The sequence below is a fragment of the Pseudomonas sp. ABa2 genome, assembly GCF_056676075.1.
The window spans coordinates 2638714-2656380 of sequence record NZ_CM155239.1; the positions used below are offsets into that span (position 1 = coordinate 2638714).

At 66.3% G+C, this 17667-nt stretch carries 18 protein-coding genes; 10 read left to right on the plus strand and 8 right to left on the minus strand.

What is annotated here, in order from left to right; translation table 11 throughout:
* Positions 1–13 precede the first annotated feature (13 nt).
* Both pcrP and AC1G9C_RS12900 read left to right on the plus strand, forming a co-directional pair.
* Positions 14–733: an HAD superfamily inactivated hydrolase PcrP gene (pcrP, locus tag AC1G9C_RS12895; protein ID WP_480407754.1), complete on the plus strand. Its 720-nt coding sequence runs from the start codon at positions 14–16 to the stop codon at positions 731–733.
* Between the two features lie 117 nt (positions 734–850).
* Entirely contained in the window at positions 851–1117 is a 267-nt protein-coding gene (locus tag AC1G9C_RS12900) for a DUF4404 family protein (RefSeq protein WP_021441956.1), read from the plus strand.
* A 170-nt stretch (positions 1118–1287) separates the two neighbouring features.
* Here the strand turns inward: AC1G9C_RS12900 and queF are convergent, their stop codons facing one another.
* Positions 1288–2118 (minus strand): NADPH-dependent 7-cyano-7-deazaguanine reductase QueF, encoded by an 831-nt coding sequence (queF, locus tag AC1G9C_RS12905; RefSeq protein ID WP_480407755.1) that lies wholly within the window; start codon positions 2116–2118, stop codon positions 1288–1290.
* Between the two features lie 254 nt (positions 2119–2372).
* Here queF and AC1G9C_RS12910 point away from each other — a divergent pair, with 254 nt between their 5' ends.
* The 3 genes from AC1G9C_RS12910 to AC1G9C_RS12920 all read left to right on the plus strand — a co-directional run bounded on the left by AC1G9C_RS12910 (position 2373) and on the right by AC1G9C_RS12920 (position 3665).
* Positions 2373–3095, plus strand: coding sequence for a 1-acylglycerol-3-phosphate O-acyltransferase (locus AC1G9C_RS12910; RefSeq protein ID WP_457787138.1), 723 nt, complete (start codon positions 2373–2375; stop codon positions 3093–3095).
* Positions 3096–3207: 112 nt separating this feature from the next.
* Positions 3208–3402, plus strand: a complete 195-nt coding sequence (locus AC1G9C_RS12915) for a hypothetical protein (RefSeq protein ID WP_021441959.1) — start codon at positions 3208–3210, stop codon at positions 3400–3402.
* Positions 3403–3419: 17 nt separating this feature from the next.
* The gene (locus AC1G9C_RS12920) at positions 3420–3665 is read left to right on the plus strand and encodes a hypothetical protein (RefSeq protein ID WP_021441960.1); all 246 of its coding nucleotides are present in this window, start codon (positions 3420–3422) and stop codon (positions 3663–3665) included.
* 45 nt (positions 3666–3710) lie between these two features.
* Here AC1G9C_RS12920 and AC1G9C_RS12925 read toward each other — a convergent pair whose 3' ends face one another.
* Positions 3711–4436 carry an amidotransferase gene (locus AC1G9C_RS12925; RefSeq protein ID WP_021441961.1) on the minus strand — a complete coding sequence of 242 codons (726 nt, stop codon included), beginning with the start codon at positions 4434–4436 and terminating at the stop codon, positions 3711–3713.
* Positions 4437–5043: 607 nt separating this feature from the next.
* On the opposite strand from AC1G9C_RS12925, the gene AC1G9C_RS12930 reads away from it, so the two are divergent.
* The 3 genes from AC1G9C_RS12930 to AC1G9C_RS12940 all read left to right on the plus strand — a co-directional run bounded on the left by AC1G9C_RS12930 (position 5044) and on the right by AC1G9C_RS12940 (position 6507).
* Positions 5044–5703 (plus strand): hypothetical protein, encoded by a 660-nt coding sequence (locus AC1G9C_RS12930; RefSeq protein WP_480407756.1) that lies wholly within the window; start codon positions 5044–5046, stop codon positions 5701–5703.
* Between the two features lie 360 nt (positions 5704–6063).
* The gene (ptrC, locus tag AC1G9C_RS12935; protein ID WP_021441964.1) at positions 6064–6255 is read left to right on the plus strand and encodes a type III secretion system co-regulatory protein PtrC; all 192 of its coding nucleotides are present in this window, start codon (positions 6064–6066) and stop codon (positions 6253–6255) included.
* Between the two features lie 24 nt (positions 6256–6279).
* Positions 6280–6507 (plus strand): PepSY domain-containing protein, encoded by a 228-nt coding sequence (locus tag AC1G9C_RS12940; RefSeq protein WP_480410410.1) that lies wholly within the window; start codon positions 6280–6282, stop codon positions 6505–6507.
* A 54-nt stretch (positions 6508–6561) separates the two neighbouring features.
* On the opposite strand, the gene AC1G9C_RS12945 is transcribed toward AC1G9C_RS12940, so the two are convergent.
* The 3 genes from AC1G9C_RS12945 to AC1G9C_RS12955 form a co-directional block, all read right to left on the minus strand.
* Positions 6562–8706 carry a 3-hydroxyacyl-CoA dehydrogenase NAD-binding domain-containing protein gene (locus AC1G9C_RS12945; RefSeq protein WP_480407757.1) on the minus strand — a complete coding sequence of 715 codons (2145 nt, stop codon included), beginning with the start codon at positions 8704–8706 and terminating at the stop codon, positions 6562–6564.
* 14 nt (positions 8707–8720) lie between these two features.
* Positions 8721–9926 (minus strand): acetyl-CoA C-acetyltransferase, encoded by a 1206-nt coding sequence (locus AC1G9C_RS12950; protein WP_480407758.1) that lies wholly within the window; start codon positions 9924–9926, stop codon positions 8721–8723.
* 576 nt (positions 9927–10502) lie between these two features.
* Positions 10503–11390, minus strand: coding sequence for an AEC family transporter (locus AC1G9C_RS12955; RefSeq protein WP_021441968.1), 888 nt, complete (start codon positions 11388–11390; stop codon positions 10503–10505).
* Between the two features lie 110 nt (positions 11391–11500).
* Here AC1G9C_RS12955 and AC1G9C_RS12960 point away from each other — a divergent pair, with 110 nt between their 5' ends.
* A complete protein-coding gene (locus AC1G9C_RS12960) occupies positions 11501–12295 on the plus strand; it encodes a c-type cytochrome (RefSeq protein ID WP_480407759.1) in 795 nt (264 codons plus the stop codon).
* A gap of 144 nt (positions 12296–12439) precedes the next feature.
* Here the strand turns inward: AC1G9C_RS12960 and AC1G9C_RS12965 are convergent, their stop codons facing one another.
* The 3 genes from AC1G9C_RS12965 to araD1 all read right to left on the minus strand — a co-directional run bounded on the left by AC1G9C_RS12965 (position 12440) and on the right by araD1 (position 16574).
* On the minus strand, positions 12440–13708 hold the full coding sequence (locus AC1G9C_RS12965) for an OprD family porin (RefSeq protein ID WP_480407760.1): 1269 nt from the start codon (positions 13706–13708) through the stop codon (positions 12440–12442).
* A gap of 113 nt (positions 13709–13821) precedes the next feature.
* Positions 13822–15405: an aldehyde dehydrogenase (NADP(+)) gene (locus AC1G9C_RS12970; protein ID WP_480407761.1), complete on the minus strand. Its 1584-nt coding sequence runs from the start codon at positions 15403–15405 to the stop codon at positions 13822–13824.
* Positions 15406–15572: 167 nt separating this feature from the next.
* The gene (gene araD1 / locus AC1G9C_RS12975) at positions 15573–16574 is read right to left on the minus strand and encodes an AraD1 family protein (RefSeq protein ID WP_021444151.1); all 1002 of its coding nucleotides are present in this window, start codon (positions 16572–16574) and stop codon (positions 15573–15575) included.
* A gap of 121 nt (positions 16575–16695) precedes the next feature.
* Here araD1 and AC1G9C_RS12980 point away from each other — a divergent pair, with 121 nt between their 5' ends.
* Positions 16696–17637: a LysR family transcriptional regulator gene (locus AC1G9C_RS12980; RefSeq protein WP_021444150.1), complete on the plus strand. Its 942-nt coding sequence runs from the start codon at positions 16696–16698 to the stop codon at positions 17635–17637.
* Positions 17638–17667 lie beyond the last annotated feature (30 nt).

Below are 17667 nucleotides of genomic sequence, written 5' to 3' on the forward strand. Positions count from 1 at the left end.
CAGGGATGACCCTATGCCTCACACCGCCCCCACCGCCCTTCTATTCGAGCTTTCCGGCTGCCTGGTCGACTTCGGCGCCCGCACCCTGCCGGTCGCCCTGCAGCGTCTGCATCCCGATACCGAACTACCCGCTGGCGCTCACTGCCCCGAGCAGGCCCTGGCCGAACTGCTCGGTCGTCCGCCGCAGGCCCAGGAACGGCAGGCGCTGCAGCAGATGCTGGCGACCGTCGCCGACGAGCACGCCGAACTCACTCCCGGTGCCGCGCCGTTGCTGCAACGGCTGCAGGCTCAGGGCACGCCCTGGGCCTGGCTGGACAGCCTGCCCGCGGACGCCAGTGCGCGCCTGGCCGAGGCCCTGCCTGCGCCGCTGGCGGCCGGCGCCGGGCGCAGCGCCCGGCCCTGGCCGGCGCCGGACGCCTGCTGGCAGGCACTCAGCCAGTTGCAGGTCGAACGCCTGGACGGCTGCATCCTGGTCAGCGGCAACCCGCTGCTGCTGCGCGCCGGGCTCAATGCCGGCTGCTGGACCATCGGCCTGGCCGCCTGCGGCCCGCTGTGCGGCCTGGCGCCGGCCGACTGGCAAGCCCTGAGCGGCAGCGAGCGCGAACGCCTGCGGGCGCAGGCCACGCTGCAGCTGTATCGCCTGGGCAGCCACTCGGTGATCGACCACCTCGGCGAAATCGACCCGAGCCTGGCCGATATCGGCATGCGGCGCAGCAAGGGGGAAAAGCCCTGAGGCGGTTTGATTGAGATCAGGCAAAGCCGGCAGGCTTGGAGTACCCTTGAACACAGGTAGAAACCTTGGACCGCAGTTCGAGGTCAATGCCTATGTCTTCAGACAAGGGAGAACCCCATGCCAGCACGCGACCTGCAGCAGCAACTGGAAACCCTGCGCGATCAACTGGCCCAGGATCCGCCGCTCAGCGAGGAAGAACGGGCATCGCTCTACGTCCTGACCCAGGAGATCGAACTGCAACTGGCGCGCCAGGCGGCGGCCGCCCCCGACGCCACCCTGGTGGACGGCGTCAACCTCGCGGTGGAGCGCTTCGAAGCCAGCCACCCGACCCTCGCCGGCACCCTGCGCAACATCATGCAGAGCCTGGCCAATATGGGCATCTGAACCGGCCGGCGGGCTCGCTGCACGCCAGGAGCATCGCACAGACCGCAACCCGGATTGCATCCACGACGCCGAATGCCGCTCGCCCGCTGCCGGGGCAGCGGCATTTTTCATCACTGGGTTTTACCGGACACCCGGGCCGCAGCATGCGCTGCAGCCGTTCCTGCCATCGACTACTGGCGCACCAGGCGGGCATTGTCCGCGGCGAGCGCCTCGGTACTGCGGTAGGGATTGATATCCAGCCCGCCGCGGCGCACGTAGCGCGCGTAGACCGTCAGCGCCTGCGGCTGCAGCAGGCGCTGCAGGTCGAGGAAGATACGCTCGACGCACTGCTCATGGAAATCGGCATGCTGGCGAAAGCTCACCAGATAGGCCAGCAGGCTGGCGTGATCCAGCGCCGCGCCGCGATACTGCACCACCAGGCTGCCCCAGTCCGGTTGGCCTGTGACCGGGCAGTTGGACTTCAGCAGGTGGCTGTGCAGGCTCTCCTCCACCACGCGCTCCGGGTCGCAACGCAGCAGTTCGGGTTGCGGCTGGTCGTAGCGGCTGACGCTGATGTCCAGCTCGTCGATACAGACGCCGGGCAAGACCGCCACGCCCTCGCCGGCCACCTCGGCCAGGCTGCGCAGGCGCACCGCCACCGGCTTGCCGGCCACCGCCGAGAGGTCGCGCACCAGGGTCGCCTGCACCTCGTCCCAGGTCGCGTAGGACGTCTGGTTCAGCGAGTTGAGGTAGAGCTTGAAGGATTTCGACTCGATGATGTGCGACGAGTCGGCCGGGATGGCGAACTCGCCGATGGCCACCACCGGCTTGCCCGAGGGCAGCAACCAGGACAGCTCGTAGCAGTTCCAGTAGTCCACGCCACGGTAAGGCAAGTGCTCGCCATCCAGGCCCAGCTCGGCCCATTTCGCCGCGCGCGGGATGGGAAACAGCAGCGCAGGGCTGTACTCGGCGATGTACTGGCTGGACTTGCCCAGCGGGGAGTGTTCGGCGGGGTGCTGCATGGCGGGGGATCCGGGTCGGCAAAAACCCGGGGAGTTTAATCGCTTTGCCGCCGGCTTGTCGTTGCCGGGCGATGGCCGCCAGGGCTGCCGGCCCCGCACGAGCGCGCTGGAGATCGCCCCGAGCCGGCCCCAGGGCCGCGCCCCCCTGACATTCCCGGACGTTGCCGCTCGCCAGCCGGCCGTTCGGCGCAATTGCCCGACAGAGTGAACGCCCGTACACTGCGCGGCCTTTTTCCCTGACGGTCGTACCAATAATGCTCTTCGTTCTGCGCATGCTGCTGATGGGCGTGCATTTCATCCTCGCCGGGCTGGTCGGCCTGCTGATCGGCCTGTGCCGACCGTTCAACCCGGACAACAGCCGCCTCTGTGCCCGCCTCTATTCCCTGCCGGCCCTGTGCCTGCTGCGCCTTAAGCTTAAAACCGAGGTGCGCCCGCTGCTGGAGCATCGGCGCGCCTGCGTGATCATCGCCAACCACCAGTCCAACTACGACCTCTACGTGCTCGGCCGCGTGGTGCCGCGGCGCACCGTGAGCATCGGCAAACAGAGCCTGAAGTGGCTGCCCTTCTTCGGCCAACTGTACTGGCTGGCCGGCAACGTGCTGATCGACCGCAGCAACCCGGCCGCCGCCAAGCGCGCCATGCTGACCACCACCGAAACCCTGCGTCAGCGCGACACCTCGATCTGGGTGTTCCCCGAAGGCACGCGCAACCTGGGGCGCGGCCTGCTGCCGTTCAAGAAAGGCGCATTCCAGATGGCCATCGCCGCCGGCGTGCCGATCATCCCGGTGTGCGTCAGCAACTATGCCAAGGCCATGCGCCTGAACCGCTGGGACAGCGGCCGCATCCTGATCCGTTCGCTGCCGGCGATCCCCACTGCCGGCCTCAGCCTGGACGACATGCCCGCCCTGATCGAACGCTGCGAGCAGGCGATGAGCGACTGCATCGCCGCCATGGATCGCGAGCTGGCGCAGGCCTGACGCGATAAAGCATCAGCCTGATCGATAGTTACTCTTAAGATCATCCATTATTCGTTCGAAATGACTTGAGCGACTCTGTGCCCACGCGATCCCATCGACGTGGAGCACAGAAATGTCCAACCTCGCTCAAGCCGCCCGCAACGGCGCCCTCGCCGCCATCGGCCTGTACCTGATCATCACCTCCATTGTGCTGGCGCTGAGCTACGCCAGCCTGCAGCAGAACGCCCCCAGCATCGACCAACCGGGGCCGCTGCACAGCCTGGCCAGCCGCTTGCCGCCGCTGCTCGGCGCCCTGTCGCGCAGCTGAAGCCGGAGCCCGTCACCATGAGAAGGCAACGCGGCCGCCTGCTACTGCTCGCCAGCCTGGCACTGCTGACCACCCTGTTCGCCCTGCTCGGCATCGGCAAAGGTTCGGCCGGCGCCATCGCGCGTAACATCGAATGCAGCCACAAGCTGGCGCACCAACTCGACCTGGCCGAGAGCCTCAAGCTGCAGCCCGGGACCCCGCCGCCAGCGAGGAGCAGAAGGCTGTCGCCGCACTTCGTCCTGCAACATCCGCTACAAGCATGAAAAAGCCCGGCATGCCGGGCTTTTTCAGGTTGCTGGGGCGAGGACTCAGGCCTTGGCCTGCTTGCCCTGGGCGACGAAGCGCATCATCCACTCGGCCACCGTACTGCCCTGCTGGTGATGCTTCAGGCTCTCCACTCCCTGCTGGTAGACCTGCTCGCCGAGATGCTGCTGACGCAGGTCGAGCAGCGCCTTGGAGTAGTCGTGGACGAACTCGGGGTGGCCCTGGAAACACAGCACCTGATCCTCGATGTGGTAGGCGCCGATTGGGCAGAAGTCGCTGGTGGCCAGCAGCGTGGCCTTCTCCGGTAGGCGGGTGACCTGGTCCTGGTGGCTGATCAGCAGTTGCAGCTCGTCCAGCGCCGGGCTCATCCAGGCCGGCTGGTTCTCCAGACGGTAGCTGTGCACGCCGACGCCCCAGCCCTGCTCCGCACGCTCGGCCTTACCGCCGAGCAGCAGCGCCAGCAACTGATGACCGAAGCAGATGCCGAGCAGCTTGTCGCCGCGCTGATAGCGCTCCAGCAGGTAGGTCTTGAGGGTCTGAATCCAGGGTTCGGCGCCGAAGGAGTCGGCCTTGCTGCCGGTCACCAGGTAGGCGTCGAACTGCTCGCTGTCCGGCGGGTAATGCCCTTCCACCACGTTATAGACACTGAACTCCGCCGCAACCGGCTGCTGGGCGAACAACTGCTCGAACATGCGGCCATAGCCCTGATACTGGTCGACCAGTTCGGGGCGGAGGATGTCAGTTTCCAGGATGCAAATACGCAGTGACATGAGGTTTCCTGAGGTGAACGCCGAGGGAGGGTGATTCGTGCGTTTTTCTTAACATATGAACCTGCCCAAGGAAATAGCGTTACCGCTCAAGGGATAGGTTATCGCCGCCGCCCGCGACGACCGGAATCGCCGCGCCCATCGTCAAGAAAATTTGACGAACCGTTCAAGGCCCAGCCGGGAACGATACCGCCCGTCGCGCCGACTCAACGGCGCCGGGAAAGCGGCGGACGCAACCAGAATGGGCTTTCTGGTCAAAAAATGCTCAGCCGATCACAGAGCCGGGGGCCAAAGTCGACGAACGGCTGCTCAAAAATTGAACTATGGCCCTTACCATTGCTCCTACAGTCGTGGGCCCCTCCCCCGGCTTGGGCATGCGGCCCACCCCCGAGCTCCACACTCCCCCCTGAATCTGGAAGATTCCTTGACCGCAAGAGATTGCGTCGGTGGTTGGTTATTGCCCAGACAAAGGAGAACTTCTGCAACTCATAATTAGCAGAACCGTGACAAGCAACATTTATTAATCGAATAAATTCGAGTCGGCGCCAACTTAGCAAGTTCAGGTGCACGTACATCTTTTACTTATTAATTGCAGAACACGAGGTACCCCATGGATCTTTACACCTTTCTGATTTCGGCACTACAGCAAAAGGAAACCATGGAGCTGATGCGTCTAGGGATAGTCTACGTTCACCTGATCGCCTGCTGCGTGGCAGTCGGCCTGGTGCTCACCAGCGACATCGCCATGGTCAAGCAACTGCTCAAGGGTGAAGGCGCCAAGCAGTGCAGCGAACACCTGGAACATCTGAAGAACGTGGTGGGCCTCTCGCTCCTCCTGCTCTGGATCAGCGGCCTCGCCATCATCGCCCTGGATGCCTCCAGCGCCGGCATGCAGTACTTCCTCAACCCCAAGCTGCAGGCCAAGATCAGCATTGTCGTGCTGCTGACCATTAACGGCGTGGTGCTGCACAGCCTGGTGCTGCCGGCCCTGCAGAAGACCGGCTCGCTGCTCAAGCTGCCGGTGAGCATGCGCAACCTGGCGATCTTCTCCGGCGCGCTGTCCGGTGTGTCCTGGTTCTACGCAGCCCTGCTCGGCGTTGGCCGCCCGCTGGCCTGGAAATACTCGCTGGTCGAGCTGATGGCCGCCTACCCGCTGATGATCGTCGGCGGCGCCCTGGCCATGCTGGCCCTGACCAAGTGGTCGATGAGCCGCAGCGATGAGCATCATCAGAACTGGATGCAGAGCAACTACGCCCTGGCCACCCGCTGACCGAAATGGGCGAACAGGGATGTTCGCCTTCACTTATAAAGTTGCCACTCGCGGCAACTTTACTTTTATATATAGCCCCCGCCTTCGTATAACTTTCCCGCGCAACTTATAATCCCCACCTTCTTCGTCTGCGGCTCTTATCAGCGCGCTCGATAGTCACCATAAATGCCTTCGACTTCTGTCGTCCGCGCGCCTGTCGGATGATCGCGGCATCGGGCCCCTGCCCACTCGCCCAGAAGGACAATGCCATGAGCCGTTACGCCGCCCTCGCCAGTCTGTTCGCCGCCACCGCCTACCACGGCAGCAGCGCCCCACGCCCCGCTCCGGCGGACAAATCCAGCGTCAAGTGAGGCCGTCATCATGCACAGCCAGCTCAGCCTGGACGCCTACGGCGTCACCTATGCCCAATTCGACGGGCACCGCCTGCAGTTCGAAAGCGAAGCCGCCCTGCAACTGGAAGACGGCAGCATGCTGACCCTGCGCATGCCGACCCGCCACAGCGAAATACTGGCGATCCACGAAGCGGTCCGGAGTTGGCGCCAGGCCGCCTGATGCTGGCGGTCTGCTGCTGGCGGTCTGCTGCTGGCCGGCAACGCCCTGGCGGATCGTCCCGGCAGCGACTGGATCAGCATCGAAGATGCCCTGAGCAAGGCCCGCGCGGCCGGCTACACCGAGCTGCACAAGATCAAGGCCGACGACGAGGGCTACTGGGAAGGCGAAGGCCTGAAGCAGGATGGCCAGCTCTACGAGTTCCGCATCGACGGCAAGAGCGGCCAGGTCACCCGCGACCAGCTGGAGAACTGATCCAGCCAATGAAAACGGCCCTTGCGGGCCGTTTTTTATCGGGCCTGCTCAGCCTCAGAAGCTCTCGCCCCTGGCGGCCTTCTCCAGCAACAGCGCCGGCGGCAGGAAGCGCTCGCCGTACTGCTCGGCCAGGTACTGGGCGCGGGCGACGAAGTCCTTCACCCCGTACTGGTTGATGAACTGCAGCGCCCCGCCGGTCCAGGCGGCGAAGCCGATGCCGAAGATCGAGCCGACATTGGCGTCCGCGACGGACTTCAGCACGCCCTCCTCCACGCAGCGTACGGTCTCGATGGCCTGGATGAACAGGATGCGGTCGCGCACGTCCTCCTGAGAGATCTGCGCATCCGGTTTCTCGAAGCGTGCCTTGAGCTGCGGCCACAGGTGCTTCTTGCCACCCTCAGGGTAGTCGTAGAAGCCACCACCGGCGGCCTTGCCCGGGCGCTTGTACTCCTTGAGCATCAGGTCGATCACGGCAAACGCCGGGTGCTCGGGAATGCTCTTGCCCTCGGTGGCCAGGTCGGCCACGGTCTGCTGGCGGATATGGTCCATCAGGCTCATCGACACTTCGTCGCTGATCGCCAGCGGACCCACCGGCATGCCGGCCTTGCGTGCCTCGGCCTCGATCATCGCCGCGCTCACGCCCTCGCCGAGCATGGCGATGCCCTCGTTGGTGAAGGTGCCGAACACCCGCGAGGTGAAGAAGCCGCGGCTGTCCTCGACCACGATCGGGGTCTTCTTGATCTGCAGCACGTAGTCGAAGCCACGGGCCAGGGTCTCGTCGCTGGTCCTGGCGCCCTTGATGATCTCCACCAGCGGCATCTTGTCGACCGGGCTGAAGAAGTGCAGGCCGATAAATTTGTCCGGACGCTGAACTGCAGTCGCCAGGCCGGTGATCGGCAGGGTCGAGGTGTTGGAGGCGATCACCGTATCGGGGAGCGCGGCGGCTTCTGCGGCGGCAGTCACCTTGGCCTTGAGCTCGCGGTCCTCGAACACCGCCTCGATGATCAGGTCGCAGCCGGCGAAGTCGGCCTCGCTGGCGGTCGGCTTGATGCGGGCGAGGAAGGCGTCGCGCTTCTCGGCAGTCATATGGCCACGGCTGACCTTCTTGTCGAGCAGCTTGGCCGAGTAGGCCTTGCCCTTCTCGGCCGCCTCGACGGACACGTCTTTGAGCACCACCTCGATGCCGGCGGCCGCCGACACATAGGCGATGCCCGCGCCCATCATGCCGGCGCCGAGCACACCGACCTTCTTCGTCACGTACTGCGCGATGCCCTGCGGGCGCGAGCTGCCGGCGTTGATCTCGTTGAACTGGAACCAGAAGGTGCCGATCATGTTCTTCGCCACCTGACCGGTGGTCAGCTCGGTGAAGTAGCGGGCCTCGATCAACTGCGCGGTGTCGAAGTCCACCTGGGCGCCCTCGACGGCGGCGCACATGATCTTCTCCGGCGCCGGGAAGCAGCCCTTGGTCTTGTCCCGCAGCACCGACGGGGCGATGGCCAGCATCTGCGCCACGTTGGGGCTGGAAGGCGTGCCGCCGGGGATCTTGTAGCCGGGGGTATCCCAGGGTTGCGCCGCCTTGGGGTTGGCGGCGATCCAGGCGCGGGCCTTGGCCAGCATCTCGTCCGGGGTCGCGGCCAGGTCATGGATCAGGCCGGCCTTGAGGGCCTGCTCCGGACGCACCTTCTTGCCTTCGGCCAGGTACGGCAGCGCCTTCTCGATACCCAGCAGGCGCACCATGCGCACCACGCCGCCGCCACCGGGCAAGAGGCCCAGGGTCACTTCCGGCAGGCCGAGCTGCACGCCACCGTCGGCCAGGGCGATGCGGTGATGGCAGGCCAGGCAGATTTCCCAGCCGCCGCCCAGGGCCGCGCCGTTGATGGCGGCCACCACCGGCTTGCCGAGGGTTTCCAGGCGGCGCAGCTGGCCCTTGAGGCCCAGCACCATCTGGTAGAAGGCGTTGGCCTCGGCCTTGGTGACCTTGACCAGTTCATTGAGATCGCCGCCGGCGAAGAAGGTCTTCTTGGCCGAGGTGATGATGACCCCGGCGATGGCGTCCTTCTCGGCCTCCAGGCGCTCGACGGTGCGGCCCATGGCCTCGCGGTACACCGCGTTCATGGTGTTGGCGCTCTGGCCGGGCATGTCCATGGTCAGGACGACGATGTTGTCCTGGCCTTTCTCGTAACGGATGGCGTCTGTCATTTTTCTTCTCCGCCTCAGACCTTCTCGATGATCGTTGCGATGCCCATGCCGCCACCCACGCAGAGGGTGGCCAGGCCGTAGCGCAGGTTGCGCGCCTCCAGCTCGTCCAGCAGGGTGCCGAGAATGGCGCAGCCGGTGGCGCCCAGGGGATGGCCCATGGCGATGGAGCCGCCGTTGACGTTGACCTTGCTCTCCGGCACGCCCATGTCCTTCATGAACTTCATCACCACCGAGGCGAAGGCTTCGTTGACCTCGAACAGGTCGATGTCGTCGATGGCCAGCCCGGCCTTGGCCAGGGCCTTGCGCGTGGCCGGGGCCGGGCCGGTGAGCATGATGGTCGGGTCGGTGCTGGTCACCGCGGTGGCAACGATGCGCGCACGGGGCTTGAGGCCCAGCTCCTTGCCCTTGGCCGCGGAGCCGATCAGCATCAGCGCCGCGCCATCGACGATGCCGGAGCTGTTGCCCGGCGTGTGCACGTGCTCGATGCGCTCGACATGGCTGTAGACGCGCAACGCGGTGGCGTCGAAGCCCATCTGGCCCATCATCTCGAAGCTCGGCTTGAGCTTGCCCAGGCCTTCGAGGGTGGAATCGCCGCGGATAAATTCGTCGTGGTCGAGCAGCACGATGCCGTTCTGGTCGGTGACCGGGATCAGCGACTTGGCGAACGAGCCATCGGCACTGGCGCGCGCGGCCTTGTGCTGCGAGCGCAGGGCGAAGGCGTCGACATCGGCGCGACTGAAGCCTTCCAGGGTCGCGATCAGGTCGGCGCCGATGCCCTGCGGCACGAAATTGGTGTGGATATTGGTTTCCGGGTCCATCACCCAGGCACCGCCGTCCGAGCCCATGGGAATGCGCGACATGGACTCCACGCCGCCGACCACCACCAGGTCCTCGAAGCCCGAGCGCACCTTCATCGCGCCCAGGTTCACCGCCTCCAGGCCCGAGGCGCAGAAGCGGTTGAGCTGCACGCCGGCGACGCTGACGTCCCAGTCGGCGACCATCGCCGCGGTCTTGGCGATATCGGCACCCTGGTCGCCCACCGGGGTCACGCAGCCAAGGACGATGTCGTCGACCTGGCTGGTGTCCAGCTCGTTGCGCGCTTGCAGGGCGCCCAGCAGGCCGACGATCAGGTTGACGGGCTTGACGCTGTACAGCGCGCCGTCCTTCTTGCCCTTGCCGCGGGGCGTGCGCACCGCGTCGAAAATATATGCTTCGGTCATGGCGTCCTCGAGGGTCGTGCGGCGCTCGGCAGCGCCTGTTCTTATTGAGCCTCCCTACCATAGCGCCAGGCGCCAAGCGCTCAATGACCGAAGCGCTCAGGCCCATTGACCGCTGAGCTCAGACGAACGGTCGTTTAGTCCGCGCACGCCGGCGAAGCCCAAGCAAGGCGTCTGCCTCCGGGCTCGCTGGTGGATGGCCAGAGGCCATGCATAGCCCGAAATTCCTAGCAGCCCGCTGCTAGCAACCAAGTCATCTAAAGGATCTGTGACGCCAGCCCTAGAGTTACTCCTGCACCCGTCGCGAAACGGGCGCAGGGAACCGCCGCCGGGTCATGCCGGGGCGGTGAGTCAGACCACGCTAAGGCGTGACGCTGCAGCCCGCAGTGCGCTATCGCGGGCATCCGACGCCACACCAATAACAACAAAAGGCATGCGGCCATGTTCAAACAGCCGAAATACCGCCAAGCCGGCGTAATTCTCTTCGCCACGGCGGTCGTCCTGATCCTTCCCAACCTGACCCGTCTGGTCAGCTGAACTCGTCAACCACCCCGCACGCGCGCTGTCGCCGTGGCGCGCTCAGCGCAGTGCGGGCATCCACCACGCCAACAGCAGAGGAATCAGCGCGAACGCCAGCAGGGTCGAGCACAGCACCAGGCTGGCTACCTGCTCGGGCGAGCGTCCGGCGCGCACGGCGAACAGGTAGTTGAACACCGCCACCGGCATCGACGACTGCAGCACCAACACCGCATGCACCAGCGGCGGCAGCGCCAGCAGCCAGCCGATGGCCCAGGCCAGCGCGGCGCCGCAGAGGATGCGCAGCAGCCCCAGCAGCAGGCCGCTGCCGATATGCTGCACGCGGATGCTGGCCAGCGACACGCCGAGGGTGATCAGCATCAGCGGGATGGTCATGCCGCCGAGCAGGTCGACGGTATTGGCCAGCCAGCGCGGCAATTGCAGGTCGAGCAGCAAAACCGGCAGCACCAGCGCCAGGCTGATCATGATCGGGTTGACCAGCAGGCCCTTGAGCGAGCGCTCGGCGCCGGACAGCAGCATGCCCAGGCTGAAATGCCCCACCGAGAGCACCAGGAAGAACGCCACCGCCAGCGCCAGGCCAGGCTCGCCGAAGGCGAACAGCGCCATCGGCAGGCCCATGTTGCCGGAGTTGGGGAACAGGTAGGCCGGCACCAGCACCTTCCAGTCGATGGCGAACAGGCGGCTCAGCAGCAGGCCGATCAGGCCCATGCCCAGAGTCACCAGCACGCAGGCCTGGGCCATCTCGGCGAAGGCGGCGCTGTCCAGCTCGGCGCGGCTGAGGGTCGACAGCACCAGACAGGGCGTGCCGATATTGAGCACCATGCGCGCGACGAAATCGGTCGGGTAGGCATGCCCCTTGCGCGCCCAGCCATAACCGATGCCAGCGGCGATCAGCACCGGGGCCAGAACAGCGAACAACTCGGCCAGCATGGGGCTCTCCCGCCAATCAAAAGGACGCATGCTAGACCGCCGAGGCGGCGCGGGCAATTGTGCTAGGGTGGCATCGACACGACGCCTCAACCCATGACGGAGCCCCAGGTTTGAACGCACTCGCGCCCCTGCTCGCCCTCTTTCTGCTCGGCACCGCCCAGGCTGCCGAACTGCATATCCAGCTCGGCAGCGGCGAGCGCACCTGGCAAACCGCCGAACTGCTCGCCCACCCGCAGGCGCAGAGCGTGGAGATCGCCGAGGACGTCAGCTACAAACGCGCCATGCGCTACCGCGCCGTGCCGCTGAGCGCACTGCTCGATGGCATCGCGCCGGGCGACCACCTGCAGGCCGTGGCCCTGGACGGTTTCGCCGCCGAGTTGCCGGCCGCCAGCCTGCTCGCCAGCCAGGGCGCCAAAGCCTGGCTGGCGGTGGAAGACCCGGCCCAGCCCTGGCCTCCGCTGGGCCAAGGCAAACCCAGCGCCGGCCCCTTCTACCTGGTCTGGACCGACCCGGCCGCCAGCCAGATCGGCCCGGAGCAATGGCCGTTCCAGGTATCGCGCATCCGCCAACTGGCGCCGGTGGCGCAACGCTTCCCCGCCCTGCTACCGGCCGCCGAGGCCAGCGCCGAGGTGCAGGCCGGCTTCGCCCAGTTCCAGAAACACTGCCTGGCCTGCCACCGCCTCAACGGCGCCGGCGACTCCGCCTTCGGCCCCGACCTGAATATCCCGCACAACCCCACCGAATACCTCGGCGAGGCGTTCCTGCGCCTGTACATCCGCGACCCGCAGAGCCTGCGCAAATGGCCGCAGGGAAGGATGCCGGGGTTCAGCGAAGCGGTGCTGAGCGAGCGGGAGCTGAACGAGTTGCTTGGCTATCTGCAGCACATGGCCAAGCACAGGCCCTGAACCCTCGCCAGCGGGCCGCATTCAGTCGCTGGCCGGCGCATAGAGCTGAAAGCCCTCTGCCCATTAGGAAAAAGCCCGTCGCAAGGACGGGCGCAAAGTGCCGTACACACATGGAGACAAGCGGACGCGCTGGCGCGTCGGGCGTTACAGGATCGACAGCGGGTAGTTGATGATCAGACGGTTCTCCTGCAGGTCCATGCCGACGTCGCGACGCACGTCGGAGTTGCGCCAGCGCACGCTGAGGTTCTTCAGGCTGCCTTCCTGGATGGTGTAGGCCAGCTCGGACTCGCGCCCCCACTCCTCGGCATCGGTACGGCCGCCGGTGTGGATGTTGGAGCCGCTGACGTAGCGGTTCATCAGGGTCAGGCCGGGGATGCCGAGGCCGGCGAAGTTGTAGTCGTGGCGGATCTGCCAGGAACGCTCTTCGGGGTTGTCGTAGCTGTTGGTGAAGCCGTCGTTGACCAGGGTGCCGCCGCTGGTGCCGTCGATGCGCAGGAACTTGCTGTCGCCGTCCAGATGCTGGTAGGCGAGCATGAAGCTGTTGTTGCCGGTCCTGGCGGTGAACGCGCCCTGGTAGACCTTGTTGTCCAGCTTGCCGGCCTTGGCCGCGCCTTCGTCCTTGCCGTCGAAGTAGCCGAGGTTGGCGCCCAGCACCCAGTCGCCCACCGGCTGGCTGTGGGTCAGCTGCACGTAGCTCTGCTGGTAGACGTCTTCCAGGCGCGCGTGCCAGACGCCGAGCAGGGTGTTGTTGGCGTTGAAGCGGTGTTCGCCGCCGGCGAAGTTGAAGTCGTCGCCCTCGACACCGCCAAAAGTCATCTCTTCGCGGCTGGCGTCGTTGCGCTGGCTGTTCTTCCAGAACTGGCCACCGTAGAGGGTCAGGCCGTCGATCTCGTTGGAGGTCAGCTGGGCGCCCTGGAAGGTCTGCGGCAGGGAGCGGCCGTCGTCGGCGCGGAGGATCGGCAGCACGGCGAACCACTCGCCGACCTTCAGCTCGGTTTTGGACAGCTTCGCCTTGGCGGCCACCGCGGTGCGGCCGAAGTCGTCCGGGGCGTGGCGCTCGTTGCCGGTGCCGTGGACCGGCAGCAGCTGGCTGCCGATGGTGCCCTTGCCGCCGTCGAGCTTGACCGAGTACAGGCCGAGCAGGTCGAGGCCGAAGCCGACGGTGCCCTGGGTGAAGCCGGATCGGGCGTCGAGGATGAAGCTCTGCGTCCACTCGGCGGCCTGGCCCTGGTCGTCGCCTTGCACCTGCGGGCCGGTGTGGTTGAGGAAGTTGCGGTTGAAGTAGTAGTTGCGCAGGCCGAGGGTGACCTTGGTGTCTTCGACGAAACCGGCGGCGTGGGTGACGCCGGGTAGCGCGGCGATTCCGGCGGCCAGGCTGCAGGCAACGAACAGGGGGGTATGGCGCATGAGCATTGTCATCTCTTTATTCTTATCTTCGACAGGTGGGGAATCGGCGGCGCGCAGGCGCCGCCACTGACAACGCCGCACCATGGCTGGCGCAGCATCGTTTGGCTGGCCGTTACGGCCTAGTTCAGTGCCGCGCGACTGGCAACGCCGTCCACCAGGCGCTGAATGCCCAGCGGGTTGGCGTCCTGCAGGGCTTCGGGGAGCACCTCGTCCGGGTAGTTCTGGTAGCACACCGGGCGCAGGAAGCGATTGATCGCTAGGGTGCCGACCGAGGTACCACGGGCATCGGAAGTCGCCGGGTAGGGCCCACCATGCACCATGGAATCGCACACCTCGACGCCGGTCGGGTAGCCGTTGAGCAGCACGCGACCGGCCTTCTCTTCCAGCAGTGAAAGCAGCCCGCGATGGGCCAGCAGGTCGTTGCGTTCGGCGATCAGGGTGGCGGTCAGTTGCCCGTGCATGCTTTGCAGCGCGCGGGTCAGTTCGACGCTATCGGCCACTTCCACCACGATGGTGGTCGGCCCGAAGACTTCTTCCTGCAGCAGATGATCGCCTTCGAACAGCATGCTCACGTCGGCCTTGAACAGCTGCGGCTGCGCCTGGTTGCCGGCCTGCTCGTTGCCAGCCAGGCGGCTGACCCTGGCATGGCCCAGCAGTTGCGCCACGCCATTGGCATAGCTGCGCAGGGTACCGGCGTTGAGCATGGTCTGCGCCGGCTGGCTGGCGATGGCGTCGCTCAGTTGCGCGACGAATTCGCTGAACTCGGCACTGCGGATGCCGATGACCAGGCCGGGCTTGGTGCAGAACTGGCCACAGCCCAGTACCACGGAGCCGGCCAGTTCCTTGGCCACGCTGGCGCCACGTGCCTGCAACGCGCCAGGCAGGATGACCACCGGGTTGACGCTGGACATCTCGGCGAACACCGGAATCGGCTGCGGGCGAGCGGCGGCCAGGTCGCACAGGGCACGGCCGCCCTTGAGCGAGCCGGTGAAACCGACGGCCTGGATCGCCGGGTGCTTGACCAGCGCCTCGCCGACGCCGGAGCCGAAGATCATGTTGAACACGCCCTTGGGCATGCCGGTCTTGTCCGCGGCGCGAATGATCGCATCGGCCACGCACTCGGCGGTGGCCATGTGCCCGCTGTGCGCCTTGAACACTACCGGACAGCCGGCGGCCAGGGCCGAAGCGGTATCGCCGCCGGCGGTGGAGAACGCCAGCGGGAAGTTGCTGGCACCGAACACCGCGACCGGGCCGACGCCGATCTGGTACTGACGCAGGTCCGGGCGCGGCAGCGGCTGGCGCTCCGGCAAGGCGCGGTCGATACGCGCGCCGTAGAAGTCGCCACGCCGCAGCACCTTGGCGAACAGGCGCATCTGCCCGCTGGTGCGGCCGCGCTCGCCCTGGATGCGGGCCGCCGGCAAGGCGGTCTCGCGGGTCACCAGGGCGACGAAGTCGTCACCGAGGGCGTCGATCTCGTCGGCGATGGCTTCGAGGAATTCGGCGCGGCGCACGGCCGACAGGTTGCGAAACTGCGGGTAGGCTGCAGCTGCGGCCTGGGCAGCGGCAGCCACCTCGTCGGGCGTGGCCTGAATGAAGGCATAGGGCAGCGCTTCGCCGCTGCTGGCGTCGAAGCTCTTATGCTCGATGCTGCCGGCGGCGCGGCGCTCGCCGCCGATGTAGTTGTGACCAATCAGATTCAGCATGGCGTTCTCCTGCCAGGGGAAGCGGCGGCGCTGACGCCACCGGTATTGGATCAATGGGTAAGCCCCCGGCCTGGTGGGCCGAGGGTTGGCAACCGGCTATGCGGTTGCCGGACGAGTACTGGAGAGAAGCGGCCCGGCCCCTCGTGAGGACGCGGACCGGTCCGACGTTACAGCGCGCGCACCCCCCCGACGGCGATGCCGGGCGCCTGCACGCGGATGCCGTTGCGCAGCGGCTCGCCCAGGGCGTCCAGGCTGACCTCGAAGGTGTCGCCCGGTTGCGCCTTGACGCCATCGGCGAACGACAGGGTCGCGGTTCCGAAGAAGTGCACGTGGACGTCGCCCGGACGCAGGAACTGGTGGTACTTGAAGTGGTGGTATTCGAGGTTTTCCAGGCTGTGGCACATGTTGTCCTCGCCGGAAAGGAACTCCTTCTCCCACAGCACCTGTCCGCCACGACGGATGCGGCTGATGCCGGACAGGTGACGCGGCAGCTCGCCGATCAGCATTTCCGGGCCGAAGGCGCAGAAGCGCAGCTTCGAATGAGCCAGGTACAGGTAGTTCTTGCGCTCGACCACGTGGTCGGAGAACTCGTTGCCCAGGGCGAAGCCAACGCGATACGGCTGGCCGTCGTCGGCAACCACATACAGGCCCGTGAGTTCCGGCTCCTCGCCGAAGTCCTCGGCGAAATCGGGCACCGGGAAGTCCTCGCCCGGGCGCACCACGATGCTGCCGTCGCCCTTGTAGAACCACTCCGGCTGCGCGCCGGCGATGCCTGCGGCCGGGCGACCGCCAGCCATGCCCCACTGGAACATCTGCATGGTGTCGGTGAGCTTGCCTTCAGCCTGCTGCGCTTCGACCTGCTGGTGCATCTTGTCGCGGGTCGAGGCGCTGCCCAGGTGGGTCAGGCCGGTGCCGGACACCAGGCAGTGCGCCGGGTCGGCATGATCCAGCGGCGCCAGCACGCGGCGCTGCTCGAGCAGCTCGACGTACAGCGGGCCGGGCTCGACGCCCAGGCGCTCGATCTCGACGATCAGGCCATGACCGTTGCGGATCGCCTGCAGCGCCAGCTCGCGGGTGCTGGCAACGCCCTTGACCACGCTGATGCGCTCGCCACCGACGACGCCGACCTGACGTTGGCCCTGTTCGCTTTCAAACTGAATCAGCCGCATCGCATTACTCCCGTTGTTCTTGTTCGCCGCCACTGCGGCTTGCTGGCGGGCACTTTAAAAACTGCCCGGAGTGCTGCCTAATGAAAGCTTCTGATTAGGTGATAACTTTTCGTCATCCCATATGCTGCCGCCACTGAGTCACATCGTTTCGCGCCTGCGTATCCGCCAGCTGCGCCTGCTGATCGCCCTCGACGAACTGGGCACGCTGCACCGCGCCGCCGAACGCATCGCCATCAGCCAGCCCGGCGCCACCAAGGCCCTGCACGAGATCGAAACGACCTTCGGTTTGCCGCTGTTCGTGCGCAGCGCCCAGGGCCTGCAAGCCAACGAGCTGGGGCGCTGCGTGATCCGCTACGCCCGGTTGATCCATAACGATCTGGCCCATCTGCACGAGGAAATGCAGGGCATCCTGCAAGGGCATGGCGGACACCTGGCCGTTGGCACCATTGCCGGCTCGGTGCCACTGGTGCTGCGTGCACTCACCGGGCTGCGGCAGGTGCAGCCGGACATTTCGGTGCAGGTCGTCGAGGACATCAGCCCGCGCCTGCTCAAACTGCTCGACGAGGGCCGGCTCGATCTGGCCATCGCCCGCACCAGCGGTAGCCAGAACCCGGATGCCTACGAGAGCCTGAGCCTGCACCCGGAGCGCCTGGCGCTGGTGGCCAGCCCGCAGCACCCGCAACAGCACAACCCGGCGCTGAGCCTGGCCGAGCTGGGCACCTGCAGCTGGGTGGTCTACCCCACCGGCACGCCGATGCGCACGGTGCTGGAGCGCGAGTTCGGCGAGGCCGGATTGGAATTCCCGCGCTACCCGCTGGAAACCTCCTCGACCTTCACCATGCTCAGCCTGCTTCAGGAGGATCCGCAGCTGGTGGCGGTGATGCCGCACTCCATCGCCTGCTCCAGCGAGGGCTTCGGCCTGCTGCGCCGCCTGCCGCTGGAGCTGCAGGCGCGCAACGAACCCTGTGCCATCATCCATCGCCGGGGCAGCAACCTGTCGCCGCTGGCCGCGCTGTTGCTGGAGCATTTGCGCAGCGAGCAGCAGGCACTGGCCGAGGAGTAAGGGCGCGGCAGATGCCCCGGATTTCATCCG